21 protein-coding genes are annotated in these 26,004 nt (G+C 39.7%); 14 read left to right on the top strand and 7 right to left on the bottom strand.

Features of this window, described 5'->3' with window-relative positions; all coding sequences use genetic code 11:
- Positions 1–822 precede the first annotated feature (822 nt).
- Positions 823–1,746 carry a glutaminase B gene (gene glsB / locus NRL14_RS17620; RefSeq protein ID WP_007378792.1) on the top strand — a complete coding sequence of 308 codons (924 nt, stop codon included), beginning with the start codon at positions 823–825 and terminating at the stop codon, positions 1,744–1,746.
- A gap of 37 nt (positions 1,747–1,783) precedes the next feature.
- Here glsB and NRL14_RS17615 read toward each other — a convergent pair whose 3' ends face one another.
- Positions 1,784–3,088 carry an inosine/guanosine kinase gene (locus NRL14_RS17615; RefSeq protein ID WP_306725245.1) on the bottom strand — a complete coding sequence of 435 codons (1,305 nt, stop codon included), beginning with the start codon at positions 3,086–3,088 and terminating at the stop codon, positions 1,784–1,786.
- A 178-nt stretch (positions 3,089–3,266) separates the two neighbouring features.
- On the opposite strand from NRL14_RS17615, the gene tadA reads away from it, so the two are divergent.
- A complete protein-coding gene (gene tadA / locus NRL14_RS17610) occupies positions 3,267–3,773 on the top strand; it encodes a tRNA adenosine(34) deaminase TadA (RefSeq protein WP_007378794.1) in 507 nt (168 codons plus the stop codon).
- Here tadA and NRL14_RS17605 read toward each other — a convergent pair.
- Both NRL14_RS17605 and mltF read right to left on the bottom strand, forming a co-directional pair.
- Positions 3,770–3,937 (bottom strand): hypothetical protein, encoded by a 168-nt coding sequence (locus NRL14_RS17605; protein ID WP_007378795.1) that lies wholly within the window; start codon positions 3,935–3,937, stop codon positions 3,770–3,772. The genes tadA and NRL14_RS17605 overlap by 4 nt on opposite strands.
- 163 nt (positions 3,938–4,100) lie before the next feature.
- On the bottom strand, positions 4,101–5,603 hold the full coding sequence (mltF, locus tag NRL14_RS17600; RefSeq protein ID WP_007378796.1) for a membrane-bound lytic murein transglycosylase MltF: 1,503 nt from the start codon (positions 5,601–5,603) through the stop codon (positions 4,101–4,103).
- 211 nt (positions 5,604–5,814) lie between these two features.
- Between mltF and purL the strand changes: the two genes are divergently transcribed.
- The 4 genes from purL (at position 5,815) to NRL14_RS17580 (ending at position 12,974) form a co-directional block, all read left to right on the top strand.
- Positions 5,815–9,705 carry a phosphoribosylformylglycinamidine synthase gene (gene purL / locus NRL14_RS17595; protein ID WP_306725244.1) on the top strand — a complete coding sequence of 1,297 codons (3,891 nt, stop codon included), beginning with the start codon at positions 5,815–5,817 and terminating at the stop codon, positions 9,703–9,705.
- Between the two features lie 277 nt (positions 9,706–9,982).
- Positions 9,983–12,433 carry a YdbH domain-containing protein gene (locus NRL14_RS17590; RefSeq protein WP_306725243.1) on the top strand — a complete coding sequence of 817 codons (2,451 nt, stop codon included), beginning with the start codon at positions 9,983–9,985 and terminating at the stop codon, positions 12,431–12,433.
- 2 nt (positions 12,434–12,435) lie between these two features.
- On the top strand, positions 12,436–12,633 hold the full coding sequence (locus NRL14_RS17585; RefSeq protein ID WP_007378800.1) for a YnbE family lipoprotein: 198 nt from the start codon (positions 12,436–12,438) through the stop codon (positions 12,631–12,633).
- Between the two features lie 11 nt (positions 12,634–12,644).
- A complete protein-coding gene (locus NRL14_RS17580) occupies positions 12,645–12,974 on the top strand; it encodes a YdbL family protein (protein WP_002961068.1) in 330 nt (109 codons plus the stop codon).
- 48 nt (positions 12,975–13,022) lie between these two features.
- Here NRL14_RS17580 and NRL14_RS17575 read toward each other — a convergent pair whose 3' ends face one another.
- On the bottom strand, positions 13,023–13,571 hold the full coding sequence (locus tag NRL14_RS17575) for a DUF1415 domain-containing protein (RefSeq protein WP_002961067.1): 549 nt from the start codon (positions 13,569–13,571) through the stop codon (positions 13,023–13,025).
- Complete coding sequence (gene waaA / locus NRL14_RS17570) at positions 13,568–14,881, bottom strand: lipid IV(A) 3-deoxy-D-manno-octulosonic acid transferase (RefSeq protein ID WP_306725242.1); 1,314 nt, start codon at positions 14,879–14,881, stop codon at positions 13,568–13,570. Before waaA ends, NRL14_RS17575 begins: the two co-directional genes overlap by 4 nt.
- Positions 14,882–15,063: 182 nt before the next feature.
- Here waaA and NRL14_RS17565 point away from each other — a divergent pair, with 182 nt between their 5' ends.
- Positions 15,064–15,654, top strand: coding sequence for an SIS domain-containing protein (locus NRL14_RS17565; RefSeq protein ID WP_002961065.1), 591 nt, complete (start codon positions 15,064–15,066; stop codon positions 15,652–15,654).
- Positions 15,654–17,093, top strand: a complete 1,440-nt coding sequence (gene hldE / locus NRL14_RS17560; RefSeq protein ID WP_007378802.1) for a bifunctional D-glycero-beta-D-manno-heptose-7-phosphate kinase/D-glycero-beta-D-manno-heptose 1-phosphate adenylyltransferase HldE — start codon at positions 15,654–15,656, stop codon at positions 17,091–17,093. The genes NRL14_RS17565 and hldE overlap by 1 nt, the downstream gene beginning before the upstream one ends.
- A gap of 99 nt (positions 17,094–17,192) precedes the next feature.
- On the opposite strand, the gene NRL14_RS17555 is transcribed toward hldE, so the two are convergent.
- Entirely contained in the window at positions 17,193–18,698 is a 1,506-nt protein-coding gene (locus NRL14_RS17555; RefSeq protein ID WP_306725246.1) for a capsule assembly Wzi family protein, read from the bottom strand.
- A gap of 211 nt (positions 18,699–18,909) precedes the next feature.
- On the opposite strand from NRL14_RS17555, the gene NRL14_RS17550 reads away from it, so the two are divergent.
- Both NRL14_RS17550 and NRL14_RS17545 read left to right on the top strand, forming a co-directional pair.
- Positions 18,910–19,983: a glycosyltransferase family 1 protein gene (locus tag NRL14_RS17550; RefSeq protein ID WP_306725241.1), complete on the top strand. Its 1,074-nt coding sequence runs from the start codon at positions 18,910–18,912 to the stop codon at positions 19,981–19,983.
- Positions 19,980–21,065 (top strand): glycosyltransferase, encoded by a 1,086-nt coding sequence (locus tag NRL14_RS17545; RefSeq protein WP_008134928.1) that lies wholly within the window; start codon positions 19,980–19,982, stop codon positions 21,063–21,065. The genes NRL14_RS17550 and NRL14_RS17545 overlap by 4 nt, the downstream gene beginning before the upstream one ends.
- Positions 21,066–21,076: 11 nt before the next feature.
- On the opposite strand, the gene NRL14_RS17540 is transcribed toward NRL14_RS17545, so the two are convergent.
- Positions 21,077–21,805 carry a 3-deoxy-D-manno-octulosonic acid kinase gene (locus NRL14_RS17540; protein WP_149613459.1) on the bottom strand — a complete coding sequence of 243 codons (729 nt, stop codon included), beginning with the start codon at positions 21,803–21,805 and terminating at the stop codon, positions 21,077–21,079.
- 122 nt (positions 21,806–21,927) lie between these two features.
- On the opposite strand from NRL14_RS17540, the gene NRL14_RS17535 reads away from it, so the two are divergent.
- From NRL14_RS17535 to tdh, 4 genes are all read left to right on the top strand, one after another.
- Complete coding sequence (locus tag NRL14_RS17535) at positions 21,928–22,986, top strand: glycosyltransferase family 9 protein (protein ID WP_306725240.1); 1,059 nt, start codon at positions 21,928–21,930, stop codon at positions 22,984–22,986.
- Complete coding sequence (gene gmhB / locus NRL14_RS17530; RefSeq protein WP_306725239.1) at positions 22,986–23,549, top strand: D-glycero-beta-D-manno-heptose 1,7-bisphosphate 7-phosphatase; 564 nt, start codon at positions 22,986–22,988, stop codon at positions 23,547–23,549. Before NRL14_RS17535 ends, gmhB begins: the two co-directional genes overlap by 1 nt.
- Positions 23,550–23,718: 169 nt before the next feature.
- Entirely contained in the window at positions 23,719–24,912 is a 1,194-nt protein-coding gene (locus NRL14_RS17525; protein ID WP_002961055.1) for a glycine C-acetyltransferase, read from the top strand.
- Between the two features lie 50 nt (positions 24,913–24,962).
- Positions 24,963–25,988: an L-threonine 3-dehydrogenase gene (tdh, locus tag NRL14_RS17520; protein ID WP_002961053.1), complete on the top strand. Its 1,026-nt coding sequence runs from the start codon at positions 24,963–24,965 to the stop codon at positions 25,986–25,988.
- Positions 25,989–26,004 lie beyond the last annotated feature (16 nt).

Raw genomic sequence — 26,004 nt, 5'->3', positions numbered from 1 at the left:
TGCCGAACTCAGTAGTGAAACGAAACAGCGCCGATGATAGTGTAGCATTTGCTATGTGAAAGTAGGACATTACCAGGATTTAATTAAGAGAAACCCGTTACAGTAATGTGACGGGTTTTTTGCTTTTTGTAATTTTGTAAATAGTCCATGCCGAACTCAGTGGCGAAATAAAATAGTTCTAAGGCGAGCCCCGCAGGAGGACGCCCCGACGCAAAGATAGTATAGCATTTGCTATGTGCCTCTCCACCGCTGTGGCACTACGACATTACCAGGATTTAATTAAGAGAAACCCGTTACAGTAATGTGACGGGTTTTTTGCTTTTTAGAATTTTGTAAATAGTCTATGCCGAACTCAGTGGCGAAATAAAATAGTTCTAAGGCGAGCCCCGCAGAAGGACGCCTCGACACAAAGATAGTGTAGCATTTGCTATGTGCCTCTCCACCGCTGTGGCACTACGACATTACCAGGGTTTAATTAAGAGAAACCCGTTACAGTAATGTGACGGGTTTTTTGCTTTTTGGAATTTTGTAAATAGTCCATGCCGAACTCAGTGGCGAAATAAAATAGTTCTAAGGCGAGCCCCGCAGAAGGACGCCCCGACACAAAGATAGTGTAGCATTTGCTATGTGACTCTCTACCGCTGTGGGCAGTACGACATTACCAGGATTTAATTAAGAGAAACCCGTTATAGCAATGTGACGGGTTTTTTGCTTTTTAAAATTAAGAAAAACATCCCCCTTTAAATTCAACAACAAAACTAGTTGCGTCTATTCGCGCGTGCTAAAATCCAATTTTTATGAATGATGATATAGAGGTCTAGTTTGCCTACAGCTGATTATCAAAAGGTGCTTGATGAAATAGCACATGAAGTACGCCCTTTATTATCACAAGGAAAAGTAGCTGATTATATACCGGCCCTAGCAGAGGTCGATCCTGAACAATTTTCTATTGCTATTTATACAACTGATGGTGAGACTGTGTGTGCGGGGGATTGTTCTCAACGTTTTACTATTCAATCAGTTTCTAAAGTTATGACACTTACTATGGCACTGCAACGTTATGGTGATGAGCTTTGGCATCGAGTTGGAAAGGAGCCCTCAGGGACTGCCTTTAACTCGCTTACACAGCTTGAGTTTGAAAAAGGGATTCCTCGTAACCCTTTCATAAATGCAGGCGCAATTGTAACGTGTGATGCGTTATACAGCCGCTTATCTGCACCAATGCACTCTATGCTCGAGACCTTTAGGTTGTTAGCTGGTAATAGAGGGATAGTGATTGATAAAAAAGTCGCTAATTCTGAGTATGAATTTAGGCATCGTAATGCTGCTATGGCACATTTAATGAAATCGTTTGGTAATTTTGAAAATGAAGTCGATGATGTTTTATGGTCTTATTTTAACTTTTGTTCTATTGAGCTCAACTGTATTGAATTAGCCAAAGCTTATAATTTTTTAGCAAATAAAGGTGTTGATAATCGATCGGGCGATCGTGTTTTAAGTAGTCGTCAAAATAAGCAGCTTAATTCGCTATTATTTACCAGTGGCTTATACGATGCTGCGGGGGATTTTGGTTACAGAGTAGGTATGCCAGGTAAGTCGGGAGTGTCAGGGACTATTTTAGCCGTGTTACCAAATAAGTTTACGGTAGCTGTTTATTCTCCAGGGCTTAATTCGTTTGGTAATTCGGTAGCAGGAATTGCGGCGCTGGAACTACTATCTAAAAAGCTCGATATTTCTATTTTTTAGGAAATCGAGAGGGAGCAATACTTGCTCCCACCGTTATTTACTGTTCCCAATAAACCTGTTCTAAGCAGTCTTCGCGTTCTGGTAAACCGCGAGATAAGCGAGGAGAGTGCTGAACTAACACTTCATAACTAGCTCGGTTAGCATATTTACTAATTTGCGATAGTGATGAGTAAGTAATAGCTTGTTGCTGATGCTTAGCAGAGTTTGCCACGTTAAGTTTATGATAAACATTTGCTGATAAGTCATGTAGTACAGCCGCTAAAGCACAATCGCCTGCACCATTGGTGTTTTTAATTGAGTCAGGTCCACCCATAAATGGGGCTGTATGGCTATACGCTCTGATAGGCTTATCACACTCGGTTTTACGCATAGCACGTGAAAATTCGTATCGATTAAAATCAGGTATTGCTCCTGGTAATAACGGGTATTCGGTTTCACGCTTTAAATTTTCGTCAACGAAGCCGGCCATAAATAAACCTTTTTCGCCAGCGGTGCAAATTACCAAATCTACCCAATCAAGTGCTTTATCGGCAGCTAGGAGAGGGTCTTCAAAACCTGTAATAGCTAACCCTTCTTCTTCGTTCATAGCAAGAATATCCACATGCTTTTCAACAAAATTTGCCCACCAGGTCGGGTCTTGCTCAATTAAGAATTTAGTTCCGAGTGTAAGAACAACTGGCACACCTGCATCATTAGCGTATTTTACCGCTTGCATAGTCGCTTCAGTCATTGTTTCACTACCTTGCGTACGCATGAGGTAGGCACTGATCACTAATGCTGATGAATTTTCAATAAGGTTTTTATCGATAGATTCAGGACGTAAGTGATTCATTAGGCCTGCACTTATTGCAAAAGTACGCTCACCGGTTTCATCAATTAATGTAAAACAACGACCTATAGGCCCATCTACTGGTTGAAGATAGTTTAAATCTACACGGCTTGAGGTATTACATAAAAAGCGGTAAGCATAGCTACCTATTTTTATATTTTCGCTCATTACGCCTAATAAAACTGAGCGATCATCTGCAAGTACAGAGTAGTTGTGCATAGTGTTACCAATGGTCCCACCGGCAAACTCAAAATCAACCATATCGTTTAATTTTAAACGATCGTATAAGGCGTTTGTTATGTCGCTATCAATAACTTGCGACATACCTCTACGTAGTTGAAATTCGTCAAGGAAAGCTTGATCAACTTTTGCCTCTATATCAACAACGATCTGATCGATACCCGTAATATAACTACGTTGTAATCGCTCTGTTGCGTTAAGTTGATTGGTAAGTGGATCTTTGGCTTCCACTGGAAAATAATGTTTATGCCTGCGGCGTCCAGGAAATTTCATTTGCTACCCGTGTTGTGAGCTAAATAAAAAAAGCGTGAGATTATAGCGTAAATCAGCACGAGTGAGCCATTACAAACGGGTAAATATTGTTTTATTTTTGCAATAAAGTAATGAATGACGCACTTTAGAGTGCTAACTAGGTATAATCACAGCATAAAAAGTTATTTAAGTAGAAAGAATGAACGAGCCATTTGATGATTCCTACTGGATGGAGCAAGCGCTTTTGTATGCAAAGCAGGCAGAGTTGCTTGATGAAATCCCTGTAGGAGCGATTGTAGTAAAAGATAACCAGCTAATTTCAGTAGGGTACAACCGTTCAATAACCGATAACGACCCATCTGCCCATGCCGAAATGATCGCAGTACGAGAAGCAGGAAAAGTGCTTAACAACTATCGTTTAATAGATTGTACACTGTACGTAACATTAGAGCCTTGTTCTATGTGTGCAGGAATGTTGGTGCATAGCAGAATAAAGCGTTTAGTATTTGGTGCAGCCGACGAAAAAACAGGGTCTGCTGGTTCAATTATGAACTTATTACAAGAACCGAGGTTAAACCATCAAGTTGAAGTGTGTGGTGGTGTTTTAGCACAGCAGTGTGGCAATACTATTTCAGATTTTTTTAAACGTAGAAGAGCACAAATTAAAGCAGCTAAAAAAGCTGCTCGTGATGCGACTAATCTTTAATTAGTCGCAGGGGATATTTCTGACTCTACCATTTGCTGCATAGCAAACATTCGGCGACGCCAGATAATCTTTTTGTGCAGTTTGCGCAACATAACACGACGGCGTGTGGCCGTTGAATAAATTACATTACGTTTTAATCTTTGAGTGCGTCTACGTTTTAGCATGTTTTCTCCTAATGCAAGAGTGAGAAAGGCACGAGGTATATCTTATAAATTAATGATATACAATTAACACACATTAGTGATCATTTGATGACAAGTAAACAGATATTTAATTTACTTAAATTTCGCTTATAGATATGGTCAAAAATAAACACCTAAATTAATCTTAGTTATTTTTTTCACTTGACTGCTCGGGCTCAATTATAGGTAGTTGCTTTTGTATTTGAGCTTCACTTGCCTCAATTTTTATCTCACTTGTTACGTTTAGCTTTGGCTCGATTACAGTGCTTAGCTCTACGATTGATTCAGGTTTTTCTGTAATAGCATTATTTTCATCTAGCCAAACAAGTGCATCGTAATAGCGACGAATATTATCAACATATTTAACCGCTACATCGCCACGCGCATAACCATAGCGGGTTTTACGGTAATAGCGCTTTTTAATTAACAGTGGTAAGCGTTTTTTTACATCAGCCCATTTATCAGGGCTTGCGCCTTGCTGTTCGGTAATTATACGTGCGTCATTAACGTGTCCCCAACCTACATTGTAGGCCGCTAATGCAAGCCATGTTCTATCGGGTTGCGGGATTCTGTCGGGAATACGCTTAATAAGCTTACTTAAATACTTACCGCCACCGCGAATGTTTTGCTCTGGCTCTAATCGGTTAGTAACACCCACTTGTTTTGCTGTACTGCGGGTTAACATCATAATACCGCGAACGCCTGTTGGCGATTTAGCGCGAGGATTCCACATAGATTCTTGATAACTAAGCGCTGCTAGTAAACGCCAATCAAGACTACCTGCATATTGTTCAAACCACGGTTGGTATGTTGGTAGAGTTTCTTTTATCGCTTCTATATAAGCTAGGGTATTTACATAGTTAAATTGGCGTACATGCCCAAAATATTTTTCTTCGAGTACGTAAAGTTGATTACTTTGTTTTATATCACCAAAAAAAGGTACAAGTAGAGCATATAAAGAGTCGTCTTTAGATTTGTTGAGTATCCATGCGATTGGGTCGTTATGGGTAACTGAAAAGCCAATACTTAAATTAGGGTGATACCGACGAAACAGCGACAAGGTATGTGTATCGGCAAGGGTGTAATCTATCTCACCATCAATAACTGCTTGAAGTAACTCTTCTTCGTCAAACTCTTCGCTTTCGGTCCAAGTGAGTTCAGGATTGTTTTTTTTCATTTTTTGTAAAGTAAGCGAATGACTACTTTTAGCTATAACGGTAAAGTTACCATCTAAATCATCAAAATCACGTGGGCGAACGCGCCCTTGTTTATAAACTAACTTTTGGCTAATTGTGCGATAAGTTGGGCCATAGCGATATTGCTCTGCACGGGTTTTATTGTAGGTAAGTCCTGAGGCAATTAAGTCTAAATCCCCCTTTTCAAGGCGTTCAAACATGTCAGATAAGTTAAAGAAAGGGACTATTTCAAGCTCTACACCTAAATAATCAGCAAAGGCTTGAGATAACTCATATTCAAAACCTTGCTCTCCTTGTACTGCTTGATAATAATTACTGGCACTCGCAAGCGTACCCACACGTATTTTGTTTTGCTCTTTTATTTGGGCGAGTTGAGTTGGCTGTTCTTGCATATCACATGCGCACAACAGCATAACTAAAGTAATGATTATTATTAGTTTTTCTTTGAACATTGAGTGCCCCTTAAACTCGCCAGCCACCGTTATAGCAAAACTAAGCCATCACGTCACTTTACCTTTTATTTTATTAACCAAAACAGACTATAAATACAGCTGAAAAGTTAATTTTATGAAAAGCGTAATTTTGAGTTAAATCTGAATGCTAATTGGACTATAATGCGTGCCTAAAATATCGTTCAATCCCTAACCCCGGATGAAATTATCTATGTTGATCCTTCGTGGTGCACCAGCACTTTCTGAGTTCAGAGTTAATAAAATTTTAGCGCGTTGCCAACAATCGCAACTTCCAATCACTAACGTATATGCCGAGTATACTCACTTTGCCGATTTAACATCGCCGTTGAGTAGCGCTGAGCAAACCAAGCTTGAAAAACTATTAACTTACGGTCCAACCATTGCTGAGCATACCCCAGCTGGCAAACTTGTACTTGTTACACCTCGCCCAGGTACCATCTCACCTTGGGCATCTAAAGCTACCGACATCGCCCACAACTGTGGTTTAAAGCAGGTTCACCGTGTTGAACGCGGTATTGCTTATTATGTTGAAGGTGATTTAAATGCAGAACAACTTGCACAAGTAACTGCGTTATTACACGACCGCATGACTGAAGCCACACATAATGAACTTGAAGATGCGGCTCAGCTGTTTCGTAGTGATGCACCTCGCCAAATGTCGTCTGTCGATATTTTAGGTGGTGGACGCGAAGCACTAGCAATAGCCAATGTTGAACAAGGCTTTGCGCTTGCTGATGACGAAATAGACTACTTAGTAGAAAATTTTATAAAGTTAGGCCGTAACCCTAACGACATCGAATTATTTATGTTTGCACAAGCAAACTCAGAGCATTGTCGCCATAAAATATTTAATGCTGACTGGACAATCGATGGAAAAGAGCAGCCAAAATCGCTGTTTAAAATGATTAAAAATACGTTTGAGTTAAATCCTGAAAATGTATTGTCGGCGTATAAAGATAACGCGGCAGTAATGAAAGGCTCAAAAGCGGGTCGCTTCTTCCCAAATGCGCAAGGTGAATATGCGTATCATCAAGAAGACATTGAAATACTAATGAAAGTTGAAACGCATAACCACCCAACAGCTATCGCGCCATTCTCTGGTGCGGCTACAGGCTCTGGTGGTGAGATTCGCGATGAAGGCGCAACTGGTCGAGGCTCTAAGCCAAAAGCAGGCTTAGTTGGCTTTACTGTATCAAATTTACGTATTCCAGGTTACGAGCAACCGTGGGAAAGCGATTTTGGTAAGCCGGGTCGTATTGTAAACGCACTTGATATAATGACAGAAGGTCCACTAGGTGGCGCTGCATTTAATAATGAGTTTGGTCGTCCTAACTTGTTAGGCTACTTCCGTACTTACGAAGAAAAAGTAACAAGCCATAACGGTGAAGAAGTACGTGGTTACCATAAACCAATTATGCTTGCCGGTGGTTTAGGTAATATTCGCTCTGATCATGTTCAAAAAGGTGATATTCCTGTTGGCGCTAAGTTAATTGCGCTAGGCGGACCTGCAATGAACATTGGTTTAGGCGGTGGTGCTGCATCAAGCATGGCCTCTGGTCAATCAAACGAAAATTTAGACTTTGCTTCAGTACAGCGCGAAAACCCAGAAATGGAACGTCGTTGCCAAGAAGTTATCGATAAATGTTGGCAGCTAGGCGGTGAAAACCCAATTGCATTCATCCACGATGTAGGTGCCGGTGGTTTATCTAATGCGTTTCCTGAGCTTGTTAATGATGGCGGACGTGGCGGTAAATTCCAATTACGTAGCATCCCTAACGATGAGCCAGGCATGGCACCACACGAAATTTGGTGTAATGAATCACAAGAGCGTTATGTACTCGCTGTTGGCGTAGAGGACTTTGACCGCTTTGAAGCAATTTGTAAGCGTGAACGTGCCCAGTACGCTGTTATTGGTGAAGCAACCGCTGAACCTCACTTAACGGTGTCAGACAGCCATTTTGAAAATAACCCTGTTGATTTGCCGCTGGACGTATTATTAGGTAAAGCACCTAAAATGCACCGCGATGTAACGTCAAAGCAAGTTGTTGGCAAAGCGCTTGATATCACATCAATAAATGCAGCAGATGCAGCGCAGCGCTTAATGCGTTTACCTACCATTGCAGAAAAAACATTCTTAATAACAATCGGCGATCGTTCAGTTACGGGTTTAGTAGCGCGCGATCAAATGGTCGGTCCTTGGCAAGTACCTGTTGCTAACTGTGCAGTAACTGCGGCAACGTATGATACTTACCACGGTGAAGCTATGTCACTCGGTGAGCGTACTCCTGCAGCATTACTTAATTACGGTGCATCTGCTCGTTTAGCTGTAGCGGAGTCGTTAACTAATATTGCCTGTGCAAACATCGGTAGCCTTGAAAACATTAAGTTATCGGCAAACTGGATGGCAGCAGCGGGTCACCCGGGTGAAGATGCAGGTTTATATGAAGCTGTTAAAGCCGTAGGCGAAGAGCTTTGCCCTGCGCTTGGTTTAACGATTCCAGTAGGTAAAGATTCTATGTCGATGAAAACGACATGGAAAGATGAAGGTGACTCACAAGAGAAGTCAGTAACATCGCCGCTTTCACTGGTTATAACTGCGTTTGGTCGTGTTGACGACGTACGTAAAACAGTAACACCACAACTGCGCACAGATAAAGGCGATACATCGCTTATATTAATTGATTTAGGTGCGGGTAAAAACCGCATGGGCGCATCAAGCCTTGCGCAAGTTTATAAGCAATTGGGTGATGTAACCCCTGATGTTGATAGCCCAGAGTTATTAAAAGGCTTTTATAACGCAATGCAAGCGCTTGTGGCTGATAGTAAGTTACTTGCTTATCATGACCGCTCAGACGGTGGTTTATTTACCACGGTTGCTGAAATGGCGTTTACGGGTCATACCGGTGTAACGGTTGATTTAGCAGCTTTAACAGGTTCAGACATTGAAGCGCTTTATAACGAAGAGCTAGGTGCAGTAATTCAAGTTGCAAATGCTGATTTAGATGCAGTGAATGCGGTGTTTGAACAACATGGTATAGCAGCAATTAGCCACAACATTGGCACGCTTAACAGTGACGATACGATTATATTTAACCGTGGCGAAAATACGGTACTTAATCATACGCGTACTGAGCTTCGTACTATTTGGGCTGAAACAACGTATCAAATGCAAGCACGCCGTGATAACCCTGAGTGTGCTAAGCAAGAGTTTGATGCTAAATTTGATGCAAAAGATCCAGGCTTAAACGTAAAACTTAACTTTGATTTAAACGAAGATATAGCTGCACCATACATTGCAACCGGTGCTAAACCGCAAATGGCTATTTTACGTGAGCAGGGTGTTAACTCTCATTTAGAAATGGCGGCAGCGTTTAATCGCGCAGGTTTTGCAGCCGTTGATGTGCACATGAGCGACATTTTAGAAGGTCGTTTAACACTAGAGCAATTTAAAGGTTTAGTGGCCTGTGGTGGTTTCTCATACGGTGACGTACTTGGTGCGGGTGAAGGTTGGGCTAAGTCTATTTTGTTTAACGACATGGCACGCGATCAGTTCCAAAACTTCTTCCACCGTGAAGATACTTTCAGCTTAGGTGTATGTAACGGTTGCCAAATGTTATCAACGTTAAAAGAGTTGATCCCTGGCACTGAACATTGGCCGCGCTTTGTAACTAATAAATCAGAGCGTTTTGAAGCACGCTTTAGTTTAGTAGAAATACAAGAGAATCCGTCTGTGTTCTTTAATGGAATGGCTGGCTCGCGTATGCCTATAGCGGTTTCTCATGGTGAAGGTCATGCTGAGTTTGCAAACGATGCAGCCACTAAAGCGGCGCTTGATAGCGGCACTGTAGCGGTTAAGTTTGTAGACAACTACGGTAACCCTACAACGCAGTACCCAGCTAACCCTAATGGTTCTCCAGAAGGTATTACAGGTATTACGTCAACAGATGGTCGTGCCACTGTAATGATGCCGCATCCAGAACGTGTATTCAGAAGCGTTGCCAACTCTTGGCATCCTGATGAGTGGATCGAGGATAGCCCGTGGATGCGTATGTTCCGTAACGCACGTAAAAACGTAGGTTAATTATATTTACGTTTATACAAGTTAGATTCATAATCTTACTGTAAAATTAAAAAGGCTGCATTGTGCAGCCTTTTTTGATTATACCAATCTGCTTATATATGGGGTCTATTTAACGTTAAGAAAATTACGCTAGAACTAGGCAAAAGTTTCTATATCTAGTTGTTCTAAATAAAAAACTTTTAACGACGTTATAGTGCAATTTAATTCGTTAAATTGATCAAAGATTTATGCAGGTTGGTATTAGTATAGCTAAAAGCACAAAGCATTTAAGGATAGTATGTTTAAGCGAATTGGTTTAATTGTTGGAGCTGTATTACTAAGTACCTTGCTGCTTAGTTATGTCTTTCGCTTGCCATTATTACAGTGGGTTATAGCGCCTGAGCTTAAAAAAGCAGGCATTACGTTAAGCTGTCTCGATTTTTCAATCACGTCTAGCTTAAATATTCATGCTGATAAAGTGTGTGTAAATTACCAAAATCAACAATTACAACTTACTGGTATTACTGCAAATACAAAGCGTGTAGATATTGAAAATGCAGTGCTAACAGTTAATCCACTCCCTGAAAGTGATAATGCTAATCAGCTTGCTAAAAATCTCGATTTAGCACTTCCCTTAAATCGCCCATTAATCAATATTAAACAGCTTGTAGTAAAAAGTGATGAGCTCAATAAGCAACTTAAAATAAGCATATCAGAACCCGAACTAAATAAATTTAATGTCTCAGGTGATATAAACGCGAGTGCAATTTTGACTGCTAATAAAGTAAGTGGTCAGTTTGAAATTAATGACACTTTTTTAAAGCAAGTTATAAACACTAAAAATACATTAATAGCAGATTTTAACTTTAATACCCAGCAAGCGTTTAGCTTTGACGGTATAAAGTTTGAGTTAAATGGCGATATTAGATCCCAGTTTGCTCATACGTATGAGCAGTGCAAAGTTAACGTATTAACCACTGGTAAATTGGCGACGCGTTTTAATTTAAATAGCCAAGCGTTAATATTTAATACCGATTTGCTTAATAACAAAATTAATTTAACACCAAGCTGTACTGAGTTAATTCCACCAAGTGAATATGCAGGCTTTATTAGCAAACAAGTGCCTTTAAATTGGCAACTAAAACTCCCTCAATCAATTAGCTTAGAGGCTAGTGAGTTGAGTGTACCTGTAATTAATTTGGTAAGCGTGGGCGATAAGCAATTTGATATTTTAATAACAGATACAACACTAAATATTAAATCTCCACTTGAGTACCTACATACAAATTTATCAGCTCAAATAAATACACTTGATATAAATAATATTAACGTTAATGCTCAGTTATCTGACGCTGCAATTAAAGGCGATTATGGCGTTATGCTTGAAGGCTTGCCTGAGTTTGCACCTGCAACAGCGAATGGGCTTAGCCTTAGTGGTCACTTTAATATAAGTGAGTTTATAGACTCAAAACCAATTGGGCTTATAAATGCTAAATTAACGCTTAATAGTGTAGATGCGTTTGATATAAGTGCAGTGCAATATCAAGGTGATTTAACAGCAAAAATGGATAAACAGTTAAACGCAGAGGTAGCGTTAACTCAGCAATTAAAAAGCGCAGAATATAAAGAATTTAAAGTCACAGATATAAGTAACACATTAACAGCAAATGCTAATTTAGGCGTAGGTGAGTTATTTGCTGATCTAACAGCAAAAACGAATATAAAGGCTGTTAATAGCCCTGACATAAAACTTAATAATATAAAAGTAGAGTCTACGGGCTTGCAAAGCCGTGCACTAAAAGCCACGCATCACGCATTTATAAACGATGTTGAGTTAGTTATAAATCATCATGTGTCGTCGCAAGCTCATCCGTTTGAAGTGGTTATTCCTGAACAAAGTGCGCTGTCGTTAAATGCGTTTATTAGTCAATTTGAGCCACTTGCACAGTTAACAGAGGGCGAATTTAATGGCTATATTAGTGGCGATATAAACTTACAAAATGCACTGTTCAATATAGGGATTAGTCATGTAAGTGCACTGTATAACGATTACCTTGCGAGTGATTTAAGCAGTACATTTAGCGGGGAATATAATTCAGGTCAGCTTAATGTAAAACCAACTACCTTTAATTTAAATGAGTTTAGGGCGGGTGCCGTAGTTAAAGTGATTGAAGGTCAATGGCAAGTGAGTAGTAATACCGCGCTTATAAATGATGTAAGAGGAAGTGTGTTTGGTGGCGAGTTTTCATTAGGTAGCTACACAGTAGGGAAGCCAAACCAAGTTGCTAATGTTAAGTTTGAAAATATTGATGCAAGCAAACTTGTTACACTCGACGATAAGTCGGGCATTGTATTAACGGGACGCTTGGCGGGGTCTTTACCTGTTCACTTTGATAGTGGGAAAATTGAAATAATTGACGGTAGCTTATTTAGCCAAGGAACAGGTAATTTAAAAATTACCAATAATGCCGCTTTTGATTCAGTAATGCAGCAACAGCAAGAGTTACAACCTGTGTTAGGGCTATTAACTAATTTAGATATTCAAAAACTTAATAGCAGTGTGGCACTAAAAAACGATGGTTGGTTAAAACTAGGGGTTAATTTGAAAGGCTATAATAAAGCAGAGCAGCAGCAGGTTAACTTTAATTATAACCACGAAGAAAACGTATTTACACTTTTACGTGCACTGCGTTTAAGTGACGAAATTACACAAAAAGTTGAGCAACAATACTCACAAAAAGGAAACTAATAATGAGACAGTCGTTATTGATAAAAGTACTGCTCGCGCTGAGTGCTATTAGTGCGCTAAGTGCCTGCACGCACCGTGTTGAGGTGTCTGCTAAAGAGCCCATTACTATTAATTTAAATGTAAAGGTCGATCACGAAATTCGCGTAAAAGTAGATAAAGAACTCGACAATTTATTTAGTGACGACAGTGAGTTATTTTAAGGAGCTAGAACATGAATACGAAGAAAAAATTAAACATTATTACGTTAGTTAGTGCCGTATGTATGTCGTTCTCTGCGTGGGCTATTAGCCTTGATGACGCTAAAAACCAAGGTCTAGTAGGTGAAGATAGCTCTGGTTATTTAGGGCTTGTTGTACAAAACGCAGAAGCAAAAGCCGTTGTTGATGATATAAATGCAAAGCGTAAAGCGCAGTACTTAAAGTTGGCTAAAAAGAATAACTTGTCACTTTCACAAGTAGAAGCGCTTGCTGCCGCTAAAACAATTGAAAAAACCCAAAGTGGTCATTACGTTGAAGTAAATGGTAACTGGGTTAAAAAATAAGCGTTTGTTATTGTCTTGTTTTGCACAAACCAAAATAAAACCGAGCATTTAAGCGCTCGGTTTTTTACAGCCTTCAAGTAACTGCTGCCAAAAATCAATCCCCTTACGCCTTGCTAGATTTATATTATGCTCAGGAATAGATTCAGGCTCGTTATAACTATCAAGTGCTTCGCTCATACTTGCTTCGCGGATTAAGTGCAATGTAGGAAAGGGCGCTCTATTTGTGTAGTTTGCGGCATCAGTTTCATCACTGTCAGCAAATACGTAGTCAGGATGAAAATTAGCGATTTGATACTTACCTTCAAAGCCTTGCGCGACTAAAAGTGCATTAGCTAAATCGACCAAGTCTAAAAAGTCTTCAAAGTCACTAAAGCCGTTGTCAAACATGATAAGGGTTGTTTCGCGCTCTGGTTCACGGTCAAGCTCAACACATTGCTCAAGCATATCCATTACAGCATCATCCATACTCGTTGCTGAGCTTACTATGTAATGAATACAGTTATTTTCTACTTCTTTTCGAGCAAACGGGCAAAAGTTATATTTAACAATAACAGATGACACCCATTCACGGGTTTGGCTTATAGCTATGTTGGTCACGGTTTTGGCTCTAAATATTGATTAATAATGGTAAGTGTTTTTTGTATAGCACCTTGGTTTTTAGTTACGCATTGCGCAGCTTTAATACCTAAGGTTTGGCATGCTTTTGTGTTTTGGCTAAACGTTATAAGCTGCTTTGCGAGTTCGTCGTTACTATCAACCACTACAGCACCTTTGAGCTTTGTTAGCTCGGGATAAACATGGTCAAAATTGTATGTGTGTGGACCTGTTATTACACCTACCGAAAACGCAGCGGATTCTAGTGGGTTATGCCCACCTCTGCGAATTAAGCTGCCGCCAATAAAGCTCACATTTGCAGCGCCATATAAACACTGTAACTCACCAAGCGTATCAGCAAGGAGTACTTGCTCATTATTATAGTTATTTTGGCTACGGCGGCTAAAGCTAAGTGGGCTCTGTTTTAAAAGCTCAGCTACTTTATCAAATTGCTCTGGGTGACGTGGAGCTATTATAAGTAATGCATTAGGTTGCTTTTTTAATAACTCTTGGTGAGCTGCCAATACTAATTCATGTTCTACAGGATGTGTTGAGCCTGCCACCCATACAAAGCGTTCGTCATTGATGTGTTCAGTACTGCTATTTTTATTAATACTGTAAAGCTGTTTAAGGTTGAGTACTTTGGCTAATTGCTCATCACTTGGTGTTATATCAAATTTTATAGAGCCTGTTACATGGCTTTTTGAAGTTTCGAGACCAAGCTCTATAAAACGCTCTGCATCTGCCTTGTTATGACTCGCAAGTACTGTAATTGAGCGCATAATAATATGCGTTAACTTAGCGACCTTTTGATAGCCTTGCTGCGACTTTTCAGAGAGTCTTGCATTGATGACAAGTAGCGGTATATTTTTTTTGTGACTTATCGCCATTAAATTTGGCCATAGCTCGGTTTCTAAAATACATAATGCTTGTGGCTTTATACGCTTTAAAAATCGGGCTGTCGCAAACGGAAAATCGATTGGTAAGTAGCTACACGCTACAGTATTTTTAAACTGGTTAAGTATTTGATCTCTGCCTGTTGGAGTATTACAGGTTATAAGTATATTTAAGTTTGGATGCGCTTTTTGCAAAGCTTTAATAAGTGGCGTTGCGGCAAGTACCTCACCAACAGAAGCACAATGAAAAACTAAAGGTTTAGTTTTAAGCGTAAATAAAGACTTACTGACAAACCCAAAGCGCTCTTTAAAGTGTGCACGATAGCCTTGGTTTCTTTTACCTCGTAAAATATAGAGATAAAATACAATCAGTGGGCTAATAATAATTAATGCGAATGAGTAAAAAATGCGTGCCATACTGATCTTTCTTAAAGGGAAGTGGCGTTAGTTTACCGTGAAATAGCCGTTTTCTAAACAGACTCGTTATAAAATATGGTCTGGGTTCAGTTATAACCCGATAAAATGCACACAATTAAATAAAATTATGGAATAATGGATTTAATTTTTCCCTGCTATTTCAGTTCCTAGAGGAATTTTTCATGTCAATTATCGATTCAGTGGCAACTAGCTACGTTGAAACATTAAACCGTCATCAAGCATTATTTGAAACGATGGAAGCTTATCATCAAGAATCTATGCAACTGTTAGAAGCATGCCATAGTGCATTACAAGCTGGTGGCAAGATTGTTTGGTTTGGTAACGGCGGTAGTGCAGCCGATGCGCAGCATTTAGCAGCAGAATTTGTAGTGCGTTATAAGTTAGAACGTGGTCCGCTTGCTTCAATGGCATTGACCACCGACACCTCTATTTTAACAGCGCACAGCAACGATTATCACTTTGATACGGTGTTTGAGCGCCAAGTTCAAGCGTTATGTAAGCCAGAAGATTTAGTGATTGGTTTAACCACATCAGGTACTAGTAACAATATTAATTTAGCATTGGAAGCTGCAAATAAACTAGGCGCTTTTACTGTGGCATTAACTGGACGTGATGGCGGCAAAGTAAAAGATATTGCTAAGTTACCTATTATTATAAAAAATGACGAAACAGCACGTATTCAAGAAGCTCACATGTTTATAGGTCACTGGTTATGTGAAGCCATGGATATGGTTGTTGCGGAGCAGCAGTAATGGATTTATCGTTATTAAAAAACTTATCAGCGGCACGAATATTAGTTGTTGGCGATGTAATGCTAGACCGCTATTGGTATGGTGATACAGGTCGCATTTCGCCAGAAGCGCCAGTACCAGTTGTTAAAGTAAGTAAATTTGAAGACAAAGCGGGCGGTGCAGCTAACGTTGCAAAAAATATAGCGCGGTTAGATGCAAAAGTTGGCTTATTGGGTTTAATTGGTGAGGACGAAAGCGGGCAGATTTTAGAGACCATCCTAAAAGGTGAAAAAATAAGCTCACAATTGGTCAGTGTATGTGATTTACCGACTATTTCAAAAATGCGTGTTATTAGCCGCCATCAACAACTGGTTCGTCTTGATTTAGAAGAAACGTTTACAGAGCAACACAGCCAGCTTTTATTAAACCGCTTAGAGCTTGTACTTGATGAATACGACTTTATTGTGTTCTCTGATTACAGCAAAGGATCTTTGAGTTTAATTAAAGAGATGGTAAGCCTTGCTAAGGGCGCCGGAAAAACGGTTTTAATCGACCCTAAATCGCCAGATTTACATTTATATGAAGGTGCTGATTACATTACGCCTAATTTACATGAGTTTAAGTTAGCGGGTGGTCAAACCGATTCAGAAGCAGCTTTAGCAGCAAGTGCGCGTGATTTAATAAGCAAAAATGGCATTAAAGCCATGTTACTTACGCGTTCTGAGCAAGGTATGTCGCTTATTAGTGCAGATGAAAAGTTTGATTTTGCAGCGCAAGAGCTTGAAGTAAGCGATGTAACCGGGGCCGGTGATACGGTTATAGCTACACTCGCTGTTATGCTTGGTGCTGGCATGGAACCTAAAGATGCTGTCGAAATTGCTAATTTAGCCGCAGGTATCGTTGTGAGTAAGTTTGGGGCTGCAACTGTCTCGCCAGAAGAGCTAAGCCGCAAGCTTGGTCAGTATTTACATACTACGGGTGAGCATTACCAAACACCATTTGATGATGTACTTCAGCATATTGAATTTGCAAAACAAAACGGCGAAACTATTGTATTCACTAATGGCTGTTTTGATATTTTACATGCTGGGCATGTACGTTATTTAGCGCAAGCTAAAGCACGAGGCGATAGGCTCGTTGTTGGATTAAATAATGATGAATCTATTACGCGTTTAAAAGGGCCAGAACGCCCTATTAACCCGCTAGATGAGCGTGCAATGGTACTTAGTGCACTTTCATCAGTTGATTGGGTTATTCCGTTTGGTAGCCTAGATGAAAACGACACTCCAGCTAAATTAATTGAGCAAATAAGCCCTGATATTTTAGTTAAGGGTGGCGACTACACCGTAGAGCAAATAGCCGGTGCTGAACATGTGCTGCGCCATGGCGGAAAAGTTGAAGTGCTGGAGTTCTTAGATGGATGCTCAACATCAAAAGTAATTAGTAAAATTAAACAGTAATTACTGATTTAGTTTGCTTAAAAAATACAAAAAAGGGATGAAAACACTGTTTTCATCCCTTTTTTACATTTAATACGTTACTTTATTAACAGTAACGTATTAAAAGTTATATTCGTACTTGGCAAATGCTGATGTATCGTTTTCAGCGCCGTCATTGTTAGATGCAAAAGCACCTAAAGTGACGCGGCCGCCCATAGAAAGCATTCTGTAACGCATTTCTAGCTGCTTAGAGTCAAACCCTATTTTAGTAATGGTGTTACCTAAGTCAGGATTATTTGGGTAACTATCTCGGTTATCGCTATTGTAATCAACACTGCGCAATTTTACCTGCCAATCGTCTCCATTAGATAACTGACCTAATAGGGTTAAAACAACTGACTGTGCATCGTTATCATAAGTGGAGCCAATAGTGCGACCGTGGTAACGGTAACCCGATTTGTAATCTGAATGCTCATAGTAGCAATTTTCAACTATTGATTCAGCTTGGCATGAAACACCTGTATCTATGTACTCTACATTTATTAATAAGTTTTGATCATATACACGCTGTGTTGTCTGTACACCAAATAAGTAGGCTCTATCAGCGGGTTTAAATTGTGAACTGGCATCTTCTCCAATCGTACTGGCATATACAGCATAAGGTTGGTTGAAAAGTGTATCTGACCAGCGAATATCTATGCCTGCTAATTGATTACCTATTTTTGACTCTAATTGGCTATCACAACTATCGCTTCCATCAATACAGCTTGTTTGCCCTGTAACTACATCAATAAAGTCACCAGCAGATCCTGGTTGTCCGTCTCCTGCCCATTGTGCAGACCAGCTAACGGCAATTTCTAATTGTTGTATTGGGCGTATATTTAATCTACTGCTCCAAAGTAAAGCATCAGGAATTACACGTGTAGACTCAAGTTTAGCCATTTGTGCGGTAAAGCCCCATTGACCAATCCAGCTTAGCCACGGTGTTTCAAAAGCAGTACTTTTTTCTCTGGTTACACTTAGTGCAGGTAAAGGTTTCGCATTACCAGATATAATTAAGCTGTTATCAACACCAGATCCCCAAAATTGTTCAACAGCACCGGCTCTAAAAATCCAATTGCCTAAACGATAAGCTAAGTAACTATCGTCAAGTGAAGTGTCGTTACAATCTGTTAAAGCTTGCTGATCAGTAACTATATCGTCAGCCGTTTTTCCATCGGCTAAACATTTTTTACCGTCTTTTCTATAATTTACAGCGACTTTAGCAGCAAAGTTATCGCCTAAATAAGCGTAAGCTGCTGAAAGCTCTGTTTCTTGTGTATTTGTTGCACCAAAGCTTGTTGCTACAATTGGATCTGTAGCTGCAAAAGCTAATAATTGAAGACTATGCGAGCTACTATTTTCGGATTTATATCGATGTTTAACACGTAACAATGCATCTTGTAGACTTGGTGTTAATTGCTCAAGCGGCATACTATCAACATCGCTTATAAAACTTTTCCACATAAGTGGGTAAGTGGTTACAGGAGCTAAAATAACGCCGGCATCGGCTAATTGTTGAATGTCAGCTCTTAATCCGTAGTCATCTGGTTTTACCCATGGTTCAGCGTTAATCGATACGCTCATTGCGCAAAAAAGAGAAGAAAGAAGAAAAATTCTGTTTCGCAAAGTTCAGATCCTTGTGATTTAGATTGCGGCTAAGTTTATCAACCTCAGGCGTCTATTGCAGCAAATAATAGACAAAATAGGGGGTATTTAATGTATAAAAATGTAACCTGTCTATCGTAATAACGATGTGGTTGATATACTGCGGGTTAAATAGGAAATTGAGAATGCAATGAGCAACAAACGACTTTTATTTATTCCAGTATCATCACCAGAAGGCATTGGTGAGTATATGCGCTCGTTGCTGTTAGCTCAAAGTTTACAGGATGAACTTCACGCTTCTATCGATATTCATTTTATATTAAATAAGCATGCTGCTTATGCAAAAAGCTGCCCATTCGAAACGACACTACTTGATCATTCAGCGACCAAAGAGCTGGATTATGTGTGCGATGTCATTGAAAAATTTAAGCCTAACGTTGTTATTTTTGATTGTGCCGGACGAGCAGGGCATATGAAAGCGGCTAAAAAGGTAGGCGCAAAAGTAGTCTTTATTTCTCAACATGCTAAAAAACGAGCAAAAGGCTTAAAGCTTAATAGAATCAATTTGATTGATGTACATTGGGTTGTCCAGCCAGACTATTGTATAGAGCCATTAACTTGGGCTGAAAATGCTAAGTTAGATATATTTCCTTTAGTGCGTCCACGTAATGTGGGCCCATTTGTTGCTTTTGCATCCAATGAGCAAAAGCAACAGATGTTGAGCCGATATAGTTTAGAACTAAAAAATTATTTTATAGTTAATGCAGGATCTGGCGGTCACACACTAAATGGTCAAAATTGCGCCGATATTTACTTTGAAGCTGCGTTTAAAATTGCTAAACAAACGGGTTTGAGGGGCGTTGTTGTATTTGGCCAAAATTATAGTAAAACGATCCCAAGTTCTGATAGCATTCTTTGTATCAAAAGTTTGCAAAATACTGAGTTTTTAGCATTAATGAGCCAAGCTAGAGTCGCATTGCTAAGTGGTGGTGACACCTTATTACAAGCAATTGCCGTGCACACGCCTGCTGTTGCATGTGCAATATCTAAGGATCAAAATGCACGTTTAGACCACTGTATTAATACGGGGGTTGTATTAAAAGCAAATCTTAATATTGATGACATAGTGACTAAAGTAGAGAAAGTTATAGAGGTGGCTTTTTATAATGAGACAACTAGTAAATATGCTCAGCTTGAAAATATACACAGTTATGATGTTATTACTAATGGTGTGAAAAATATGCTTGATGGATCCTCTTTATGAATATCATTATTGTAATTGATTCACTAGTAGGTGGTGGTGCTGAAAAAGTAATGCTTACTTTGGCTGAAAAAATGGCGAAACTACAGCACAACGTCACTATATTATCTCTTGCGAGCAACGCTGAGTATGACATTCCTGATATAGTTAAAGTTGATAGCCTTTTTCCTGATAGAGCATCTAAAGTAGATAGATTCTGGCAGCGAAAAAACAGTATTTTGCGATTAGAAGCGTGGTTTGAAAAAAAACAAAGCGAGATTGGCAATATTGATCTAGTGCTTTCTAACCTTGATAGAAGTAATAACTTGCTCGCGCTTAGTAATATCAAAAATGTTCACTTTGTTATTCATAACTCCGTCAATGCAGAACTTGCCCGTCAAAAAAAGTTGGGTCCATTTTCATATTTATACCTTAAAAAAAGTAAGCAAAACTTAAATGGTAAATCACTTATTTGCGTATCAAAGGGTGTTGAAAAAGAAATAACACAAGGGGATTTAATTAACCCAAGTGCAATCGCGACTATTTATAACCCGTTCGATTTTGAAAAAATAAACCAACAAGCAAATGAGAAAAATAACGACATCCCAAATGAGCCTTACTTAATTCATGTAGGAAGGCTGGCCAAACAAAAACGCCACGATATATTATTTGCAGCATTTGCAAAGCTTGATAAAAAATACAAGTTAGTCCTTTTATGTAATAAACCTGCAAAAGCGTTAAAGCTTGCACAGCAATATGGCATAGATAAACAGTTAGTAGTGCCTGGATTTCAACAAAACCCGTACAACTGGATTCAGCATGCCAAAGCTTTGGTTTTGAGCTCTGATTTTGAAGGGCTGCCAACGGTATTAATTGAGGCTTTAGCAGTGGCTACTCCGGTAGTTAGTACTAATTGTACATTTGGACCAAGCGAGATATTAACAGGCGAGCTGAGTAAATATTTAGTACCCGTTCAACAAAGTGAAGCATTAGCCAATGCCGTTAAGCAGGTGCTAGCAGATAAGCCAAATGTAGAAAACGCAGATATTTTAAAACAAGTACAGGCAGAGCAGGTTGCTCTGCAGTATTTAGCATTGGCTAATTAACTTATATTAGGTTAACTGATATTGGCGAGCGCTTTGAGGTAGTTGCTGTGCAGAGTTTGCCAGTCACTCGCTTGCCAATTGAATGGCTTGTTTCGACCTTGTTCCTTTAAAAATGAGCGCTCAAGGCGTGCCATATTACTTTGTTGCCACTGTGGGTTAGGCGCTCTTATTTCACCTCTATCAAAGTCGATAATATACACATCACCAGTATCATTAAATAAAATGTTATTAATGTTTAAATCGGCGTGATACACACCTTTTGAATGAAATAGCGCGATTGTTTTAGCAATGCGCTCCAACTCATCTTCAGTCAATGGGCGTTCGATTAATATATCGAGTACACTTTTAGCGCCCTTAACAGCCTCGGTAATAATATCACCACGGTAAATTAATCCGCTGTGGGTTACTTTAGCTGCAACAGGGGTTGGTACGTTTAAACCAAGCTCTATAAGTTTACTCATTAAACTAAACTCTTTATACACACGGGTTTGTTCAAGCCCTGGGTATAAATATTGATCGCTTAGTAATTTACCGACTAAACCGCCACGCCAATAATGCCTCAGCACGGCTGTTAATTCGTCTTGTTTAAAAAACCATGCTGTTGCTCTGCCTTTTTTAGCGCCCACAATTTTATTTTGTTGTTGCCAATAATTTGCATCAAACCAATCGAGGGTAATTTGGCTTGTGTATTTAGGGTGGCTTAATACAGTGTGGTTGCCTTGCACGTGTTGTTTAAACATAGCTCTGTGTAATTGCTAAATAATGTGTCTATATTAGCGCGTTTTAAAGCACAGGATAAGTGCTTGCAATAGCGTGATTATAATTTAAGATCGGCTTTTGTATTTAATACCTAAGGGAATGTGTGACTCAAGCTCCTAATTATTCATCTATTTGTATATTAAGACTCTCTGCCATTGGTGACGTATGTCATGGTGTGAGTGCAGTACAAGCTATTCAAAAGGCACACCCGAATGCAAAAATCACCTGGGTAATTGGCAAAATAGAAGCCATGTTACTTGCTGACTTACCGGGTGTTGAGCTGGTGGTATTTGATAAAAAGCAAGGCAAAGCAGCGCTGAAAAGCTTAAAGCAACGCTTCAAAAACCAAAAATTTGATGTGTTACTTAATATGCAAGTTGCATTAAGGGCTGGGTTTGTAGCGCGTTGTATTCCGGCAAAAGTAAAAATTGGTTTTGACTGGGCACGTTCAAAAGAATTACACAGTTTATTTATTAATAAACGAATAGAGCCACAAGCTCAGGCGCATGTGCTTGAAGGCTTTAAAGGTTTTGCAAAAGCCATTGGTGTAGCTGATTATAAACCGAGTTGGGACATGCCATATACCGAGCAAGACCAAGCGGTTGCAGATGAGTTACTAACACCAGAATACCTAACTAATAAACTATTAGTAATATCGCCCGCAGCTAGTAAAGCACAGCGTAATTGGCTCGCTGATCGTTATGCAGCATTGGCTGATTATGCAAATGAGCAAGGCTTTAAAGTTGTATTGACGGGTGGTCCAACAGAGCTTGAAATTAACCTAGCAAATAGCATTATTGAGCACAGCAACACGCCTATTTTAAACTTGGTGGGTAAAACGAAACTCAAAGAGTTGTTGTGCGTGTTAAAACGTGCCTGCTTAGTGCTTGCGCCCGATACAGGCCCAGCGCATATGGCAGTAACAGTTGGTACGCCGGTTATTGGTTTATATGCACATTCAAACCCAGCACGCACAGGTCCTTACTTATACCAAGACTACGTGGTAGAGGTTTATCATCAAAACTTGTTTAAGCAAACAAGTAAAACGGCTGAGCAAGTCTCGTGGGGGACACGCGTAAAAGGCGATGATTTAATGAGCCAAATTACAGTTGATGATGTAAAAGCGATGTTTGACCATGTTGTACAAAAAGAGTCTTTGTAATGAATGCACAACAAAAAAATAAAGCGCTTTTTTTAGACCGAGATGGCGTGGTAAATGTTGATCATGGTTATGTGTATCAAAGCGATAAATTTGAATTTATTGACGGTGTTTTTAGCACTTGTAAAACATTTTATGATGCAGGCTATAAAATCATAATCGTCACTAATCAATCTGGAATTGGTCGAGGTTATTACACCGAAGCTGATTTTTTAGCACTGACCGAGTGGATGAAAGACCAGTTTAGTGCCCACAGCATTGCAGTTACCGATGTGTATTTTTGCCCTCATCACCCTAAAAAAGCGCACCCTGAATATTTGAAAGAGTGCAGTTGCAGAAAGCCTGCGCCAGGTATGTTATTACAAGGCATACAAGAGCATAACATCGACCCTGCTTGCAGTATTATGGTGGGCGATAAACTCAGTGATATGCAGGCTGCGAAAAAAGCGGGCATCACTACACGCGTTTTAGTGCGTTCAGGGCAAAGCTTTGACGAAAGCGCTAAGCAAGAAGCTGATTTAATTATCGATTCTATAAACAGTTTACCTGCACTTTTAAATACATAAATAAACTAAACAGATTAGCCTGTAAACTGGCAGGAATTCCTTCCAGTTTAGGGCGTTTGCGACGAACTGCAAACCGTGCATTTTCCCCATTAAACTTTTACAATACCCCCCATAATAAACAGTCGCTTAAATGTGGTTGTTTACCCGTTCAAATAGATGGAGAACCTAGATGAGAGCATCTGCTTTTTTTAGCCAGTTACAACAGCAAATTGAAGACGTAAAAACCGAAGGTTTGTATAAAAACGAACGTATTATTAAGTCCCAGCAGCAAGCTCAAATTGAAGTTGCATCAGGTAAAGTAATCAACTTTTGTGCTAATAACTACTTAGGTTTAGCTAATAGCCCAGAGTTAATTGAAGCGGCGCAAAATGGTTTAAATAATCATGGTTTTGGTGTGGCTTCAGTACGTTTTATTTGTGGCACGCAAGATATCCATAAAACACTAGAGCAAAAAATCAGTGCGTTTTTAGAAACAGAGGATACTATTTTATATTCTTCATGTTTTGACGCAAATACAGGTTTGTTTGAAACTATTTTAGGCGCAGAAGACGCTATTATTTCTGATTCATTAAATCATGCATCAATTATCGACGGTGTACGTTTATGTAAAGCTAAGCGTTTTCGTTATGCAAATAACGACATGGCTGATCTTGAGAAGCAACTTATTGCAGCAGATGAAGCCGGTGCTAAAACTAAACTAATTGCTACCGATGGCGTGTTTTCTATGGACGGCGTTATTTGTAATTTAGAAGCTGTGTGCGACTTAGCCGATAAATATGATGCGCTTGTAATGGTAGATGACTCTCACGCAGTTGGCTTTGTTGGCGAAAACGGTAAGGGTACACCTGAGTACTGTAATGTATTAGACCGTGTAGATATTATTACCGGTACATTAGGCAAAGCGCTAGGCGGTGCTTCAGGTGGTTATACATCAGGTAAAAAAGAAATTGTTGAATGGTTACGTCAGCGCTCACGCCCATACTTGTTCTCAAACTCATTAGCGCCTTCAATTGTTACTGCATCAATTAAAGTACTTGAAATGCTTGAAAATGGCGGCGAGCTGCGCGCTAAACTTTGGTCAAATGCTAAATATTTCCGTGAGCAAATGGAAGCTGCTGGTTTTACGTGTGCAGGTAAAGATCATGCAATCATCCCTGTAATGCTAGGAGATGCCAAAGTAGCCTCGTTAATGGCTGATAAATTACTTGCTGAAGGCATTTACGTCACCGGTTTTTCATTCCCAGTAGTACCAAAAGGGCAAGCCCGCATTCGTACACAAATTTCAGCGGCGCATAGCATTGAACAACTCGATACAGCTATCGATGCATTTACCCGTATTGGTAAAGAAATGGGCGTTATTTAATTTTATTTTAAACCGAAGCCTCGCTTCGGTTTTTTAGTTGAGTGTGGATTATGAAAGCATTATCTAAATTAAAAGCAGAACCGGGCATTTGGATGACAGATGCACCAAAGCCAGAAGTAGGTCATAACGACTTACTGATTAAAATTCGCAAAACAGCTATTTGTGGTACCGACGTACATATTTACAAGTGGGACGAATGGGCAAGTAAAACCATTCCAACGCCTATGGTTGTTGGTCATGAATATGTTGGTGAAGTCGTTGATATGGGCCAGGAAGTTCGTGGCTTTAAAGTAGGTGACCGCGTATCGGGTGAAGGTCATATTACGTGTGGGCATTGTCGTAACTGTCGTGCAGGGCGTGTACATTTATGCCGTAATACAACGGGTGTAGGTGTAAACCGTGAAGGTGCGTTTGCCGAATATTTAGTTATTCCTGCATTTAACGCATTTAAAATTCCAGATAATATTTCTGACGAACTCGCTTCTATTTTCGACCCATTTGGTAACGCAGTTCATACCGCACTATCGTTTGACTTAGTTGGCGAAGATGTACTTATCACTGGTGCAGGCCCAATTGGTATTATGGCAGCAGCCGTTGCAAAACATGTTGGTGCTCGCCACGTTGTAATTACCGACGTAAACGAATACCGCCTAGATTTAGCACGTAAAATGGGGGCTTCACGCGCTGTAAACGTTGCCAATGAAAAGCTTGAAGATGTAATGAAAGAGCTAGGTATGACAGAGGGTTTTGATATTGGCCTTGAAATGTCAGGTGTGCCAAGCGCGTTTAATTCAATGCTTAATAATATGAACCACGGCGGTAAAATTGCCATGCTAGGTATTCCACCATCTGATATGGCAGTTGACTGGAACCAAGTTATTTTTAAAGGTTTAGTGATTAAAGGTATTTACGGTCGCGAAATGTTCGAAACGTGGTACAAAATGGCAAGTTTGATTCAATCAGGCCTAGATTTAAACCCAATCATTACACATCAATATTCTGTGGATGACTTCCAAGCTGGCTTTGATATGATGATTTCAGGTCAGTCAGGTAAAGTGATTTTAAACTGGGATTAGTTCCTCACTAAATTAC

The organism is Pseudoalteromonas sp. 20-92, from assembly GCF_030847595.1.
GTDB classification, from domain to species: domain Bacteria; phylum Pseudomonadota; class Gammaproteobacteria; order Enterobacterales; family Alteromonadaceae; genus Pseudoalteromonas; species Pseudoalteromonas fuliginea.
The sequence above is the reverse complement of the archived record's forward strand: the minus strand, read 5'-3'. Positions and strand labels throughout refer to the sequence as shown.